General features: G+C 66.2%; 14 protein-coding genes. 8 read left to right on the forward strand and 6 right to left on the reverse strand.

Annotated elements, in window-relative coordinates:
• Window positions 1-254 precede the first annotated feature (254 nt).
• On the forward strand, window positions 255-1574 hold the full coding sequence (locus QA609_RS14070) for a hypothetical protein (protein ID WP_278303246.1): 1320 nt from the start codon (window positions 255-257) through the stop codon (window positions 1572-1574).
• A gap of 11 nt (window positions 1575-1585) precedes the next feature.
• On the opposite strand, the gene QA609_RS14075 is transcribed toward QA609_RS14070, so the two are convergent.
• Window positions 1586-1750, reverse strand: coding sequence for a hypothetical protein (locus QA609_RS14075; protein WP_278303247.1), 165 nt, complete (start codon window positions 1748-1750; stop codon window positions 1586-1588).
• Window positions 1751-1886: 136 nt separating this feature from the next.
• Here QA609_RS14075 and QA609_RS14080 point away from each other — a divergent pair, with 136 nt between their 5' ends.
• Window positions 1887-2324, forward strand: a complete 438-nt coding sequence (locus QA609_RS14080; protein ID WP_278303248.1) for a universal stress protein — start codon at window positions 1887-1889, stop codon at window positions 2322-2324.
• 53 nt (window positions 2325-2377) lie between these two features.
• On the opposite strand, the gene QA609_RS14085 is transcribed toward QA609_RS14080, so the two are convergent.
• Window positions 2378-2779 (reverse strand): hypothetical protein, encoded by a 402-nt coding sequence (locus QA609_RS14085; protein ID WP_278303249.1) that lies wholly within the window; start codon window positions 2777-2779, stop codon window positions 2378-2380.
• A gap of 105 nt (window positions 2780-2884) precedes the next feature.
• Window positions 2885-4474, reverse strand: a complete 1590-nt coding sequence (locus QA609_RS14090; protein WP_278303250.1) for an alkaline phosphatase family protein — start codon at window positions 4472-4474, stop codon at window positions 2885-2887.
• Window positions 4475-4755: 281 nt separating this feature from the next.
• Here QA609_RS14090 and QA609_RS14095 point away from each other — a divergent pair, with 281 nt between their 5' ends.
• From QA609_RS14095 to QA609_RS14110, 4 genes are all read left to right on the forward strand, one after another.
• Window positions 4756-5709 (forward strand): polysaccharide deacetylase family protein, encoded by a 954-nt coding sequence (locus QA609_RS14095; protein ID WP_278303251.1) that lies wholly within the window; start codon window positions 4756-4758, stop codon window positions 5707-5709.
• Between the two features lie 127 nt (window positions 5710-5836).
• Window positions 5837-6937 (forward strand): Gfo/Idh/MocA family oxidoreductase, encoded by a 1101-nt coding sequence (locus tag QA609_RS14100; protein ID WP_278303252.1) that lies wholly within the window; start codon window positions 5837-5839, stop codon window positions 6935-6937.
• The gene (locus tag QA609_RS14105; RefSeq protein ID WP_278303253.1) at window positions 6934-7863 is read left to right on the forward strand and encodes a DUF362 domain-containing protein; all 930 of its coding nucleotides are present in this window, start codon (window positions 6934-6936) and stop codon (window positions 7861-7863) included. Before QA609_RS14100 ends, QA609_RS14105 begins: the two co-directional genes overlap by 4 nt.
• Entirely contained in the window at window positions 7860-8825 is a 966-nt protein-coding gene (locus QA609_RS14110) for an NAD-dependent epimerase/dehydratase family protein (protein ID WP_278303254.1), read from the forward strand. Before QA609_RS14105 ends, QA609_RS14110 begins: the two co-directional genes overlap by 4 nt.
• Window positions 8826-9054: 229 nt before the next feature.
• Here the strand turns inward: QA609_RS14110 and QA609_RS14115 are convergent, their stop codons facing one another.
• Entirely contained in the window at window positions 9055-10017 is a 963-nt protein-coding gene (locus QA609_RS14115) for a glycosyltransferase (protein WP_278303255.1), read from the reverse strand.
• Between the two features lie 32 nt (window positions 10018-10049).
• Between QA609_RS14115 and QA609_RS14120 the strand changes: the two genes are divergently transcribed.
• Together QA609_RS14120 and QA609_RS14125 are read left to right on the forward strand one after the other, a co-directional pair.
• Window positions 10050-10199, forward strand: coding sequence for a hypothetical protein (locus QA609_RS14120; protein WP_278303256.1), 150 nt, complete (start codon window positions 10050-10052; stop codon window positions 10197-10199).
• A gap of 41 nt (window positions 10200-10240) precedes the next feature.
• Window positions 10241-11341, forward strand: a complete 1101-nt coding sequence (locus tag QA609_RS14125; protein ID WP_278303257.1) for a DUF354 domain-containing protein — start codon at window positions 10241-10243, stop codon at window positions 11339-11341.
• Between the two features lie 148 nt (window positions 11342-11489).
• Here QA609_RS14125 and QA609_RS14130 read toward each other — a convergent pair whose 3' ends face one another.
• Both QA609_RS14130 and QA609_RS14135 read right to left on the reverse strand, forming a co-directional pair.
• Entirely contained in the window at window positions 11490-13799 is a 2310-nt protein-coding gene (locus QA609_RS14130; RefSeq protein ID WP_278303258.1) for a PAS domain-containing protein, read from the reverse strand.
• Window positions 13800-14125: 326 nt separating this feature from the next.
• Complete coding sequence (locus QA609_RS14135) at window positions 14126-14692, reverse strand: DoxX family protein (RefSeq protein WP_278303259.1); 567 nt, start codon at window positions 14690-14692, stop codon at window positions 14126-14128.
• Window positions 14693-14992: the final 300 nt, after the last annotated feature.

The raw sequence follows: 14992 nt of genomic DNA on the forward strand, positions 1-14992 counted from the left end.
CGCCCGTTCGAGCCCGTCTGTAGCCCGAGAGTTGAAGCTGACGCGACGATCGATCGAAACCCCTCGACCGACGACGTCCGTCGAGAGCCCGGCTCGACGGCGCGTTCACCGGATCGTCGCCTCCGGCGACGAGTATGCCGACCCTGTCCGGATCGGACGAACGGCTACGGTCCGATTTCTCCGGTTGCGGACGATCAACGACGCTGATGCTTTTTGTGCGCCCTCGGCGTGCTCTGGGAGAGACGAGCCACTACATGAGTGCTATCATCATCGAACGGCCGACCGTCGACGGGCGAACCCTCGAGTGTGAGGCCCGCGCCACGCCCGACCTCGAGCGGTTCCTGACCGGCGAGCCGTTCCGAACCGAGTACGACGTGCCGATCGCCGAAGTCCCCGAGGGGATCCTCGCGATCCCCGTCCTCGCGCAGGTCTGTCCCGTCGCGTGGGCCAACGGCGCCGACGTCTACGTCGAGGCGGTCGACGCGACGTTCGCCCGCGCGCTCGAGGACGTGAGGCAAACCCTCTGTGGGATGTACGACTTCCTCGAGGGCGGTACCCTCTACGCGCGGCGCACGATCGATCCCGACCCGTCGGCGGACGGCGAGGGTGACAGCGAGAGCGGCCTGCTGTTTACGGGGGGCGTCGACTCGACGTGTTCGTACGTCTGCCACCGCGAGGAGGAGCCGACGCTGATCAGCATCCGCGGCTGGACGATCACGCCCGATCCCGCCGACGACGAGAAGTGGCGCCACCTCACGGACCGCGTCGAGTCGTTCGCCGCCGAACGGGGCCTCGAGACGGCCTTCCTCGAGTCGAACATGCTTTCGTTCCTCGATCATCCGATGCTACTGGCTCACTACAAACGCCACGTCGACGGCGCCTGGTACAGCTCCGTCGGCCACGGGCTCGGCCTGCTCGGGCTCTGTGCCCCGCTGGCTTACGCGCGCGGGATGACGAACCTCTACGTCGCCGCCACCCACTGGGACGGAATCGATCTCGAGTGGGGTTCCCGTCCCGACATCGACGACAACGTCCGAATGGACGGCACTCGGTGTCACCACGACTGTTACGAGCTCACCCGCCAGGAACGGCTCGACGCCATCGCCGACTACGTCGCGAGCGACGCCCCCGGTCTCGAGCTCCAGACCTGCAACGTCCGAATGGACGGCAACTGCGGACGCTGCGAGAAGTGTTACCGGACCGCCGTTGGCCTCCGGCTCGCGGGGCTCGACCCGACCGACCATGGCTACCCCTTCGCCGACCACGAGTACGAGCGACTCCGGGTCGCCCTCGAGGGCGGCGAGTGGGTGCTTGGCCAGGACGAGCGCTACATGTGGGAAGACATCCGCGAGCGCGCCCGCGAAACCGAGCCCGAGTCGGCGACCGAACGGGCGTTCTTCGAGTGGCTCGAGACGGCCGATCTCGCAGAACTCGTCTCGGAGTCGGGGCCGCCGCTGTCCCACCGGCTCCTCCACGCGGGTGCCCGAAACGCGCCCAGCAGCGTCTACAACAGGCTGTATCCGGCCTGGACGGCCGCCAGGACAGGACTTCGACTGGTTCGATCCGATCGATGACGGGGTTCCGCTCAGGGGAACACTCGATCGGCGATCGAGAGCTCGCCGTAAGTGAGCCGGACCCAGGAACAGACGAGCGCGAGGCCGATCGCTAGCCTGACGAGCCACAGTTCGACGCTGGCGAGCAGTGACGGTTCGAGGGCGTCGGCTACGACCACGAGCGACGGGAGGGCCACGGACACGTCGTCCAGGCGACCGGGCCGGAGCGGTTCGTCGACAAGGTGCTCGCGTTCCTCGAGGGCTCGAGGTGGGGTCCCGGCGCGTCGCGTCGCCGGCCCAACGCTGATTTCCGTCGAGGTGGAACGCGAGGCCGTGTACGATCGCGTACTGCTGGCTACCGACGGGAGCGACAACGCCGAGCTGGCTGCTCAACGGGCGATCGAGATGGCAGACTGCCACGACGCCGCGTTGCACGTCCTCTACGTTGCGGAGAAGACGACGGAGGATCCGGCCCGGAAGGGCGTCGAGGAGAAGATCGCCGAGGAGCTGAACAGGGGCGAGAGCGTTACCGAGGACGTCGAGACGCGGGCTACAGAGAACGGAATCGAGGTCGAGACGACCGTCGAACCCGGCGTGCCGCGGACGATGATCGAGAACTACGCCGCCGACCGCGAGATCGGACTGGTCGTCCTCGGCTCGACGGGTGCCTCCGGCGTGACAGAGAAGCTGGTCGGCACGGTCGCAAAGTACGTCGTCAACGAGGCCCCCGCCGACGTCTTCGTCGTGCGTCCGGACTCCCGACTCGAGTAGACAGCTCGACTTCCGATCGGAGTTCGGAGGAAAATCGGGCGTGGCGGCGACTGCTACCGATCGAGCGGATCGTCGTCGTCCTCGGGCTCGTCGATATCGACGTTGATCGGATCGGTATCCTCGCGTTCGCGCTCGCGGCGGCCGGCGCTGTCCCCGCCGACGGGGATCTTCGTTCGGAGGTCGGACGCGAACGACTGGACCTGATCGACCAGCGTGCTTACTTCCTCCTCGAACTCCTCGACGGATCGCTCGACGTAGTGGACCCGCTGTGCGGGGATCCGTCGAACGATGTCACGACCGTCTTCGTCTTCGTCCGTCTTGATGATCCAGTGGTCCTGGAAGTAGGCGACGTGTTCGTTCGGGACCGTCTTTCTGACGGTACCCTCGTCGGGTTCGTCGTAGACGATCGTTGCCTCTCCGACGTCGCGCTCGAGCTCGAGATCCTCGTCGACCATGCATGACGGTCCGGGCCGATACGGGGTAGTCGCTGTGCTTGCAGGCCGCGGGTTTCGGGGCCGAGGGCCCTCGTTCGAGGGCGGGCTCTGCGGGCCCGTAGCTCGTCACTCCATGTAGCCCAGCCCCTTCAGTCGATCCTCGACGTCGGAGAAGTCCTCCTCGATCTCGCCGCCTTCGGTCCCCGAGACGGCGGTTCGCTCGACCTTCGTCCGCGAAGGGGTCGCCCGCTCGTCGAAGGCGTCGAACAGCACGCGACCGTCGGTGTTCTCCGGAATCGGCTCGCCGATCCCGTGGAGCAGCGTCGGCGCGACGTCGACGACACGGGCGCCCCGAAGTGTCGCGCCGGCGTCGATCGAGGGACCGCGACAGAGCATGATCCCCGTGCTCCGGTGGCTGGCGGCGTACGTACCGGTCTCGCCGAACAGTTCGTCGGTAATCGTGTTCCGCGAGTCGTAGCCGTCCCGGCCGTTGACGACCAGATCCGGCGACCGATCGTCGGTCGGGAACAGCTCGTCGCCGTCGAAGACCTCGAGTACCCGAGTCCCGTCGGGCTCGGTGACGGACTCGAAGATCTCGACGAGCGCCTCCTTGATCTTCGGCACCTCGTTCGGCTCGACGACGCCATGTTCGAACCGTTCGGTGTCGTTGATGTAGCAGTTTCCGGCGCCGTGGACGAACGCGACGGTGCGGTCGTAGTCGACGTCGTAGAGGGCGTGATCGCCGGGGATCTGTTCTGCGACCGAGTCGACCAGTCGGCGCGGGAGCGTCGAGACGAGCAGCTCTTCGGAGATGCCGACCCGATCGAGCGTGTTCGTGATCGTGTCCCGGGAGATCCCCAGGCTCGCGAGCGCGCCGCGGGTCCCCTCGTCCTCCTGTTTGAACAGGTATCCCTCGCGCTCGAGGACGTGGTTGACGTAGACGAGCCGGTGGATCGGCCCGAAGCCGTGGTCGGAGACGACGTAGAGGTCGGCGTCGTGGTCGTCGGCGTACTCGATGACCTCGCCGAGTATCTCGTCGAGGCGCCTGTAGTGTTCGAGCAGCGGCTCCATCTCCCAGATGAGGTGCTGGAACCGGTCGGGTGCGGTGTAGACGAAGAAGAACAGCTGCCAGTCGTCGCCGGCGGCCTCCATCTGGAGCTCCATCAGGTCGCGTCGTTTCGAGAGCATCTCGTCGACCGCGTCGGGAAACTCCTCGAGGCGGTCGGCGTACTCGGGGTAGTCGAGACTGATCTGGTACTCCGGCACGCGTCGCTCGAGTCTCGACTGGAACTCGGGCGGGTAGGTGAACTCCCGTTCGGTCGACGGCGTCATCATTCCCGTCACCATCGTCCCGTCGATCTCCCCGGCGGGGTAGGTCATCGGGACGTTGCCGACGTGAGCCGGCGAGAGCTGCTCCCAGAGGGCCGGCTGTCGGCGGTCCTGGCTCGTATACATGCGTTGAGAGTACTCGGCGGAGAGCTTCTGGAAGCCGTAGATGCCGTGTTTGTCCGGCCAGACGCCGGTCGCGATCGAGGGCCACGCCAGCGGCGTCGTCGGTGGTCGAGTGCTCTCGAGGACGCCGGAGGCGCCCTCCGATCGCATCCGGGCGAAGTTCGGAAGCTCCCCGGCGTCGGTCCATCGCTCGATCAGTCGCCACGGTACGCCGTCGAGTCCGAGGACGAACGCTCGCTCGGACGCTTTTGAAGATCCGCTCATGATTGTAATCGAGACGTCGGAAACGTCTACTGTGGTGCAGGTGACTCGACGACCGCTTTGTTATAGATCGGCTTCAGTCGGGTCGAGACCGACCGACGGAGCGTTGTCTCCCCCTACCGACCGACGGCTCGTCGGCCGTCCACCGTCCGTTCGGTAGCGGCTGCCAGTATCGGTTGGTTACCGAGCAGAACGGGCGAAAAGCGGGGCGGAACGGCGCCCATAACAAAACGACTTACCCCTATCGGCTCCCACATGAGCAAGCCTCAACGGAGGTGGACGCTGTGGGAAGCGTCGTGATCTCGCTCGACGCCGAACTCGGCTGGGGGTTTCACGACCTCGACTCCCCGCCGACCGATCGGGTCGAGGCGGGACGACGCGGCTGGGAAGTCATGCTCGAGCTGTGTGCCGAGTACGACGTCCCCGCGACGTGGGCCGTCGTCGGCCACCTCATGCTCGACTCTTGCGACGGGCGACACGCCGACCATCCGGCGCCGGAGGGATGGTTCGCCCGGGAGCGAGGAGAGTGGGCCGACCGCGAGGACCTGCGGTTCTGTCCCGACCTGGTTCGCGCGGTTCTGGACGCGGACGTCGGTCACGAGTTCGCCAGCCACTCGTTCTCTCACGTGCTGTTCGGCCGGCCCGAAACCGACCGCGAGCTCGCCGTGGCCGAACTCGAGCGAAGCCTCGAGCTGGCCGAGGAGTGGGGACAGACGGTCGACTCGTTTATCTACCCGCGAAACGACATCGGCAACCGCGACGTGCTCGCCGAGTACGGCGTCGGCGTCTACCGTGGTCGGTCCCCGACCCACGACGGGATCCGCGGCCTCTTCGACTCGACGCTGCGGGATCGGTCGATGATCGTCGAACCGATCGTCGACGAGTACGGTCTGGTGAACGTCCCGGCATCGCTGTTTCTGTTCGGGTTCGAGGGACCCGCGCGGACGGTCGCCGAATCGGTCTGGAGCGACCCGATGGTCGTGCTGGCTCGCCGCGGCATCGACGAGGCCGTCGACGCCGACGGCGTCTTTCACATGTGGCTCCATCCGAACAACCTCACCCGCGAGCGCGACGACGAGCGGATGCGGGCGATCCTCTCCTATCTGGACCGGCGACGGGCCGAAACCGACCTCACGGTCGCGACGATGGCCGACGTCGCTCGGCGAACGAACTCGGTCGACGGGATCGACGGGACCACGAGCAGCATCGACGGTCGGGCGACCGCGAGACAGCCCTGAGTTCGGAACCGATGGTCGAATCGACGCCGAGTAAGACACGTATTCGCGCGGAATGGGCTGTCTACTCGCTGTTTGACGGCGGTACGACGGCGATAACAAAGCCCGCAGCCACCACGTTCTCGAGCGAATGCTCTCACAGTTTCGCGGCCGGTCGACCGACCCGAAGCCGCTCTCGATCGGCGTTCTCGGGGTCGGGAACATCGGCATGGTGCATCTGAAATCGGCGCTGGCGATGCCCGACGTCGAGGTCCTCGCGGCCGCCGACGCGGTTCCGGAGAACCGAGATCGGGCCGAACGGGCCGGCGTCGACCGAACGTACGACGACTACGCAGCGCTGCTCGCGACGGAGGAGATCGACGCCGCGATCGTCGCGCTTCCGCCGTTTCTCCACGCCGAGGCCGTCGAACGGGCCGCCGAGTACGGGATCGACGTCTTCGTCGAGAAACCCCTGGCTCGCTCGACGGAGGAAGCCGACAGGATGCTCGAGACTGCCCAGCGGGAGGGGATCGCCGTCGGCGTCGACCACACGCTCCGGTACCAGCCCGATATGGTCGGCGTCAAATCGGCCTACGAGGAGGGCGGCGTCGGCCACGTCCCCTACGCCTCGATCACCCGGCTCAACGACGGCCCGCTCGGGCGACCGCCCGCCGAGACCGCGCCGCCGTCCTGGCCGCTGGATCCGAACGCGGTCGGTGGCGGCTCCCTGCTCGAGCTCGGGGTGCACTGTTTCGACGTGCTCGAGTGGCTGTTCGGCGAGCTCGAGGTCCGTGACGCGACGATGGGCCGGACCCTCGAGATTCCCGTCGAGGACGCCGCGACGGTTCTCCTGCGGGCGCCGGAGACGGGGACGACGATCACGCTTCACTGCGGCTCCTACCAGTGGGAGGAACTGCCCGAGGTGAACACGCGGCTGCGCCTCGAGGGGATCACGGGGACGATCACCAACCAGGACCACCTCCCGGAAAACTTCTACGCGGACGCGGCCCGGGCCGCGCTCGAGAACGTCGCCAGCCGCGTCGGCGGCGAGCGGACCGTCTTCGGCCCGACGTTCTACCTGCGGGCACACTACGACGCGCTCGCGGACTTCTGCGAGGCGATCCGCGCGAACGAGGAACCGCCCGTCAGCGGGCCCGACGGCCGGCGGTCGCTCGCGCTGGCCGAGACCGCCTACGACCTGGCCGCCGAGACCGCCGAGGAGGAACTCGAGGTCCCGGAGGTGGGGCCGTGAGCGCCGTTCGTCTGGCGGCGGTCGAAGACGACGGCCGTCCGGGCGGGTGGCGACCGAACGTCGACGCGCGAACGGCCCGTCTCGAGTCGGCCGTCGGGGCGGTCCTCGAGCCCCGCCGGGAGCGACTCGCGGACGCCGACCGGGTAACCATCGTACCCGACGCCCACTACCCGTTTCACCCCTCGACGGGCGTCGTGACCGATCCCGCGGTCGTCGGCGCGGTCGCCGCGTGGCTCGATCGGGAACTCGAAACCGGCCTCGCCGTCGTCGGGCGCAGCGACGACCGGATCGCGTTCGATCGAACGACGTCGTACCTGGGGTACGATCGGCTGGCCGATCGCTTCGACGCAGCACTCGTCGACCTCGCTGACGTGCCGACGCGAAACGAGTACCGGGCGGCCGAGGGGCGATCGGTCGCGCTCTCAGTACCCGAACCGCTGCTCGAATCGACCGTAATCGTCGTTCCCTCGCTGCGGCCGACCGAAGAGGGAACGGCCGCGGGTGCGGTTCGAACGCTCGGTCGCCTCGTCACCTCCGGAGCCGACTCGACTCGGACCGCGGTCGCCGCGACTCGAGCGATCGATCCCGAACTCGCCGTGCTCGACGGGGTAGTCGCTTACGGTGACGATCCCGTCGCGACGAACGTCGTTCTCTCGGGTAACGGGCCCGCCGTCGACGCCGTGGCGACGTCCCTGCTGGGGCGAGACGTCGACGCCGACGGCGCGCTCTCTCCGCTGCTCTCCGACGCGGAGCGACCGGTCGCCGTCGAGAACTCGGACGAGGTCGACCTCTCGGCGATCAGGGAGCGACTGGCGGGCGGTCGGCTGCCGCCCGCTGACGACACTCACCCGGCTGTATCGAGCGCCTACCGCCTCTACGCCGCCGCGAGCGGGGACGCCGTCCCGCCGCAGCTCGAGGGCCAATGACGACGAAGACGGCAGCGGTCACGGGTGCGACGGGGTTTCTGGGAACCCATCTCTGTGACCACCTGCGCGCGGAGGGGTGGGAGGTGCGCGGGCTCAGCCGACCCGACTCGGATCGCCATGCCGAGGGCGTCGACTGGTACGTCGGCGACCTCTTCGAGCAGGGGACGCTCGAGGCGCTGGTCGACGGGAGCGACGCTGTCTTCCACCTCGCGGGCGCCAGCCTCTGGAGCGCCGATCCCGAGACCGTCCACCGGGTCAACCGGGAGGGAACCGTGAACGTGCTCGATGCCTGCGCGGCGACCGACGCCGGGCGCGTGGTGTTTACGAGCACGTCGGGAACCCGTCGACCGAACGGGAGCGATCCAGTCGCCGACGAGGACGACGTCGCCGAACCGATCGGCGCCTACCAGGCGTCGAAGGCTCAGGCCGAACGCCTCGTCGATCGCTACGCCGAGGACTCCGGCGACGCGGTGACGGCCCACCCGACCTCGATCTTCGGCCCGGGCGACCGGAACTTCACCGCCCAGTTGCTCGCGATGGGCCTCGAGCGGTCGATGCCCGCCTACCTTCCGGGCGGGCTCAGCATCGTCGGTGTCGACGACGTCGTCGCGGGGCTGGTCGCGGCCGCCGAGCGCGGCGAGTCCGGCGAACATTACATCCTCGGCGGCGAGAACCTCACTTACGACCGCGCGGTCTCGCGGATCGCCGCCCACCTCGAGGGATCGCCGGCCCGCCTCCCCGTCCCGGCGACCGCGATCCACGCCGCGGGCCCCGTCGCCGAACTCGTCGACGCCGCCACCGGTCGGCGCGTGTTTCCCTTCGATCGACGAATGGCGCGGCTCGCGACTCAGCGGCTGTTCTACACCTCGCGGAAGGCCCACGAGGAGCTGGGGTACACGTACCGTCCGCTCGAGACCCATCTGCCGGAGACGATGGCCTGGTACCGCGACGAGAGTCGATAGTCGGGCTCGAGCCCGACGGTCTCGTGGGGACGCACCGAGTAGCCGACCGTCGGCTGTTGTTCTGTTACTAACAACATACAATAAAGACATATACTGTTCGATCACTGAATTGATACTGCCAGGCGCCCCCTGCTGCGCTCCGGCCCTCCCCCCACGTTTTCCGAGCCGGTCGCGTTCCGGTGATCCGATCCGCAGACGGTCACTCGTTCCGGCAATTCTGGTCGAGTCGCTACCGCTTCGCGGGAACCCTTTGGGCTCGAGCCGATACCCGCATCCCGGTCGCGCGCTCGTAGACCGCGAGCATTCGCTCCGCGGTTCGTTCGATACTTACCTCGCGGGCCGCCTCTCGCCCGTTCGAGCGCTCGCCGCGCTCGAGGACGCCGACCAGTCCGTCGACCAGTTCACGGTCGGATCGCGCGACGACCGAGGGGTCGACCCCGGCCAGTCGCTCGGGAACGTCGCCGACGGCGAGCGAGACCACGGGGACGTTGCAGGCCATCGCCTCCTTCACGGAGTTTGGCGACCCCTCGCTGTCGGAGGTCAGCAACAGCGCGTCGGCGGCGTTGAAATACGTCGCGACGGCGTCGTGGTCGACACCCGAGATCGTCTGCAGGCGAACCGGTCGGTCGACCCGCCTCGAGGCCGCGTCGACGACCCGCTCCGCTCGCGGATAATTCTTCACCGTGCGTGCGGGGGAGTAGGGGAAGAGCACGTGATACTCGTCGTCGGACCAGTCAACGGTCTCTCGCGCGCTCGAGCGGGGTTCGGGCCGGAACCGCTCGAGATCGACGCCGTCGGGGATCACCGTACAGTCCCGGCCGAGCGCGGCACCCATCTCGGCGGACATGACGACGACCTCCGCACACAGCGGCGCACAGAGCTTGCTCACGGGCGCCGTCGGGCCGTGGACGTCAGACCCCCACAGCGAGAGCACGACCGGGAGCCGCAGCTGGGCCAGCGCAGCAGGCGCCGTCAGCCCGTAGTGGGCGTGGACCAGGTCGTACTCCGGGTTCGCCTCGCGGACCACCCGCGGAACCGTCCGGAGGTAGTCGAGCGGACTCCGGGCGCTGTCGGCGCTCACCTCGCCGGCGACCGACATCGTCGTCACGGAGACGCCCCGCTCCTCGAGGGCCTCCACCTGCTGGGTCAGAAACGGCGCGTCGGCATTGGCCGTCACGACGAGAACGTTCATCGATCGGGTCGACCGCTCCGCGACGGTTTGTTATGGGTGCGGAAATCGGTCGCCACCGGTCGGTATGGAGTGCGTACGCGCAACCGAACGGGCTCGCCGCTCGGGAGCGCGACCGGGAGACCGTCCGTCGCTCGAGCCTCGAGGGAAGTCGGATCGACCGACGGGCGCCCGACCGCGGGTAGTCCGGCGATTACAAAGGGCCGACGACGGGTACGGGGAGGCGATGCGGATTCTGGTCTTCGCGAACACGCCCGCCCACGTCCACCTGTACCGCCACGCCGTCGACAGGCTCGAGCGAGCCGGCCACGACGTCCTCGTGTTGACTCGCGAGTACGCCTGCACGACCGATCTGCTCGAGTTCTTCGGGATGCCGTACCGCGTGTACGGCGGTCACGGCACCGATGCCTACTCCCGGCTGCGGTTCGCCCGCGAGCTGGGCGGCCAGCTCGGGACGGTCGTCCGCGAGTCGGTGCGGTTCCGGCCGGACGTCGTCTTCGGTCGGGGGCCCTACGCCGCTCTCGCGGGGACGGTTACGCGAACGCCGACGGTGCTCGTCCTCGACGACGAGCCGGGCGATTTCAACCACACCGTCTCCCGCCCGTTCGCCGACTGCATCCTCTCGCCGGCGGTCACGCGCCGGGATCTGGGCGACGACCACTACACGTTCGAGGGGTTCAAAGAGTGTGCCTATCTCCATCCCGACGTCTTCGAACCCGACGGACGGATCCGCGAGTACCTCGGCGTCGATCCCGAGGAGCCGTACGCTCTCCTGCGGTTCAACGCGCTCGACGCCCTCCACGACACCGACCTCGAGGGGTTTACGCCCGAACAGCGACGCGACTTGATCGACCGGCTGAGCGAGGACGCGACCGTCTTCGTCTCCGACGAGAGCGGCCGAATGGAGCTTCGGGACACCCCCGCTCGGCCGTACGACCTCCACCCCGCCCTGATCCACGACGCGATGGCCGAGGCCTCGCTGCTGGTCGCCGACACGGGGACGATGGCCACCGAGGCCGCCCTGCTCGGCACCCCCGCCTTCCGGTACCGGGGGAACGACGAGCACGAGTACGGCGAGTTCGAGGCCCTCGAGCAGGCCGGCCTCGCCGAGCAGTTCGACTCCTACGACCCGCTGCGCGAGCGCTCCCTCGAGATCCTCGCCGACGACGAGGCTCCCGCCAGGTGGCAGCGACGCCGGCAGGCCTACGTGGGAGAGCTGGTGAACCTGACCGACCTGCTGGTCGACGTCGCGACCGCCCGGGGCTCGCTCGAGGGACTCAGTCCGCCGGCCAAGCGGACGATTCGGCCTCGATCGCAGTCGCTGTAGCCATTCGGAGGTGCTCGTCGACTTCCGAGGGAGACGACTCGCGAGCGTGGCCGAGCCGACGGCCATGCGCGGCGTCGCCCGATCGCCCGATCACGGCTGGCGCCGAACCAACCGTTCGTGGACTGCGAGGCGAACAGCACACCTCCCGTTACTCGTGATCGTGCGCTGGAGGGAGCGTAAACGAGAACGTCGATCCCTCACCGGATTCGGACTCGACCCAGATCTCGCCGCCGTGGCGCTCGATGATTCGCCGACAGAGCGCTAGTCCGATGCCTGTTCCTTCGGATTCGTTGCGGCTGTGGAGTCGTTGAAACACCTCGAAAATGCAGTCGCCCTCATCGGGATCGATGCCGATACCCTCGTCGTGAACCGAGATACGCCACATCGAACCGTCCCTCTCCGCCGAGACAGCAATCCGCGGTGGGTTGTCGCCGCTGTATTCGATCGCATTCGTCAATAAGTTCTGGAATACCTGCCGGAGCTGTCCTCTATCACCGTTGACCCGCGGGAGAGCGGTTAGTCCAATATGTGCGTCGGAGTTCTCGATCCGGATCTGGAGGTCAGTGCACACCTGGTCGAGCACCTCGTCCAACTCGACAGGTTCGAACGGATCACCTCGCGTTTTGACGCGGGCGTACTCGAGCAGCCCGTCGATCATCTCCCGCATTCGCTCGGCACCGTCGACCGCGTAGTCGATGAACTCCCTGGCATCCTCGTCGAGTTCGTCGCCGTAGCGCTGCTCGAGCAACTGGAGGTAGCTCGTGACCATCCGCAGCGGCTCCTGGAGGTCGTGGCTGGCAGCGTACGCGAACTGCTCCAGACGTTCGTTCGATTCCTCGAGTTTCCGTTTGTACTCGTTTCGCTCGGTGATGTCGACTGCGACGAGCATTCCCATGAACACGTCGCCGTTGCCGTCCCTGACGGGAACGATGTGTACGTTCCAGGTGCGACCGAGAAACGAGACGTCCGTCTCGGTCGACTCTCCCTCGAAGACGGCTCGGAACGCCGGTTCGAGGTCGGCAGCGAGGTCATCGGGGTAGAGGTCGTGGATCGTCGTCCCCTCGAGCTTGTCGACAGGTAGATCGATCTCGTCGAGGATTTGCCCGTCTGCAAACGTGTATCGAAGGTCCTCGGTGAACATAGTGATCGCCCCGTTCGGGAAGCTCTCGACCAGCGTCCGGTAGCGCTGCTCGCTCTTTTCGAGTTTGCGCTGGTGGGCTTTTCGCTCGGTGATATCTCGAAGTACTCCAATCCGCTCCTCACCACCGCTCTCGTCTAGAATGACGAACCGGTTCTCGACCGACCGGGTTTCGCCCGGACCAATGTCGATCGTCTCCTCGAACGTCGGGGGGTCGTCCTCGGACCCTCCGCTCCACTGTTCGGCCTCGATCGCTGCGAACTCCTCGCCGAACACCGTCGAGGCGTGTTGGCCCCGCAACTCCGCTCGTGAAAACGGGGTCAAATCGGCAAACGAATCGTTGACGAGTTCGAACCGTCGCTCCTCGTCGAGGACGTAGATCCCATCGTGAGCCGTTTCGACGACCGTCTCGTACTGTTCGAGTTGCCGTTCGCGCTCGAATCGGTCGCTGATATCTTCAGTAGTGAACACGACACTGTCGATCTCTCCGCGGTCGCCATAGACCGGCGCTCCGTTGATGGAGACCCAGACTCGCTCCCCATCCGGACGAGACACGCCACTGATGTGGTTGAAGATCGGTTCACCGGACTCCAGAATTTTCGGGAAAGGCTTCTCTTCATCCGGGAGGGGGCCGCCATCGACGTCGACTTCGTTCCAGTCGGAATCGTCAAAGCTGAGATCGTTGATCTGGTCTTTACTCCGCCCGTATATCTCCTCAGCACGGTCGTTGGCGAACTGCAGCTCCCCGTCATCGTCGACGATCGTGATGCCGACCGGACTCGTTTCGACGATCGTTTCGTAGCGGGCCAGTTCCCGTTCGCGTCGCTTCCGTTCGGTGATATCGTGGGTGTAGACCGACAGACCCGAGTCTGAGGGATAGACGGTGTTCTGGAACCACCGATCCCACGGAGGATAGTAGTCTTCGAAGGTTGCGGACTCCTGTGTTTCAAGAGCCTCATACAGTGCGTTCTCGAACGTTTCGGTGAGGTTCTGGTCACGAATATCCGAACCGATTGCGTCCTCGTCCAGTCCAAAAAGCTCTGCTGCGGTGTCGTTCAGATAGCGAAAGCGGAACGCTTCGTCAAGGGCGTAGAAGCTGTCCGAGATTCGGTCGAAGACCTCGCCGAGGTCGCTGTCTATCGCATCCTGTTGTCGCTCCTTCGTAGACGCTTGTCCGGTCGTGGATGGCTGCCACCATACGCGTCCGTTTCCCCCGACGTTCTTGGTCTCGAGTCGGTCGTGATCAACGAGTCGTTCGAGGCGCTCGTGTGTACTTCGGCGGCCGAGGTCGAGTTGTTCGGCTATCTCGGTTGTCGTCATGGGTGCCCCTCCCGCTTCGAAGAACGCAAGGGTCTCTCGAAGTGTGTCCGTCAACGGTGAACTGGTCACTACTTCAGTCACTGACAGTACCGATGAATAAATACTCCGCTGTTGGAGGGAGACGTCGTACAATAGGTACCTCGTATTGGCCGGTCACCATCCGTCGCAGATCGGTGCTCAGTCCGTGCCGTATGCGCTGTGTATTCAGCACGACTCCTCCAATCTATCACCGACGAAGGGGTTCAACAGGGCCAATCGGCAGTAATCGAGTTGTTCACGGCCGAAACCGCAGGTGTTCGCCTGGGTTCTAGAGAAAAGAGCCGGAGTTAGCTCAGCACGTATCGAAGCTTCGGGAACCGCTCGACGAGCGTCTGCCCGCCGACTTCGATCCGTTCGATGTAGCGGTCGAGGCCGAGGATCCGGCCGGCGCCGAAGGCCGCGATGGCCAGGAAGATGACAGCGTAGATCAGCGTCGAGTCGAACAGCGCGAGCCACTGTCCCTCCCAGCCGCCGAGGTAGAACATGCTCATCTGGATCGCGCCGCCGAGGGCAGCTAGCCTGACGAACGCGCCGGCGATGAGTGCCACGCCGATCAGTACCTGCGTGACCGGGACGACGACGTTGATTACCTCGAGCAACATCGCGTTGCCCGCCATCGCGGCGTACAGGCCGCTGACGGGGCTGACCGGGTCGACGCCGTGGACGAGGAAGCCGCTGGCGTCGAACGCCTCGCCGCTGACGAACGCGAACTTGCCGAGTCCGGCGAACAGCATCATGCCGCCCATCACGAACCGCAGGGCGACGATGAACCACGCGCTAAGCGCGTGGGGGTGTCCTTCGAGGGTGATTCCCGCGTACCGGCTTTCGAGTCTGTTTCGAGTTGTAGTAGACATGATCGGTTGACCTCTTGTATTCGAATAGAGAAGCCGAACACGGGTGAGTTATCTTCCCTCATTTGAGGGGTCCTTTATATAGTGGGTTTGAGAACTCCTCCACCGGCAGTCGTTTTCGGGATCGGTTCCCGCACTCTCCTGCCAGTTCGGTCGGTAGACTCCGCTCGAGATTGAAGGAGGGCTCCTTACAACAGCGCTCGCGTGACCGCTGGCGGGATCTGTACTCTCTACTGAGCGATCACCCGCTCCGAAACTCAAGCCGCGTGGGACAGTCGCGCTGTCTATTCAGCACGCCTCGCT

Origin of the sequence: Natronococcus sp. A-GB7, assembly GCF_029688865.1 — an archaeon.
Lineage (GTDB): Archaea > Halobacteriota > Halobacteria > Halobacteriales > Natrialbaceae > Natronococcus.

What these genes read in the sequence shown, in the direction of transcription:
- QA609_RS14070 (WP_278303246.1), top strand. Translation starts at nt 255, where the DNA reads ATGAGTGCTATCATCATCGAACGGCCGACCGTCGACGGGCGAACCCTC.
- QA609_RS14085 (WP_278303249.1), bottom strand. Translation starts at nt 2,779, where the DNA reads ATGGTCGACGAGGATCTCGAGCTCGAGCGCGACGTCGGAGAGGCAACG.
- QA609_RS14090 (WP_278303250.1), bottom strand. Translation starts at nt 4,474, where the DNA reads ATGAGCGGATCTTCAAAAGCGTCCGAGCGAGCGTTCGTCCTCGGACTC.
- QA609_RS14100 (WP_278303252.1), top strand. Translation starts at nt 5,837, where the DNA reads ATGCTCTCACAGTTTCGCGGCCGGTCGACCGACCCGAAGCCGCTCTCG.
- QA609_RS14110 (WP_278303254.1), top strand. Translation starts at nt 7,860, where the DNA reads ATGACGACGAAGACGGCAGCGGTCACGGGTGCGACGGGGTTTCTGGGA.
- QA609_RS14115 (WP_278303255.1), bottom strand. Translation starts at nt 10,017, where the DNA reads ATGAACGTTCTCGTCGTGACGGCCAATGCCGACGCGCCGTTTCTGACC.
- QA609_RS14120 (WP_278303256.1), top strand. Translation starts at nt 10,050, where the DNA reads ATGGGTGCGGAAATCGGTCGCCACCGGTCGGTATGGAGTGCGTACGCG.
- QA609_RS14125 (WP_278303257.1), top strand. Translation starts at nt 10,241, where the DNA reads ATGCGGATTCTGGTCTTCGCGAACACGCCCGCCCACGTCCACCTGTAC.
- QA609_RS14130 (WP_278303258.1), bottom strand. Translation starts at nt 13,799, where the DNA reads ATGACGACAACCGAGATAGCCGAACAACTCGACCTCGGCCGCCGAAGT.
- QA609_RS14135 (WP_278303259.1), bottom strand. Translation starts at nt 14,692, where the DNA reads ATGTCTACTACAACTCGAAACAGACTCGAAAGCCGGTACGCGGGAATC.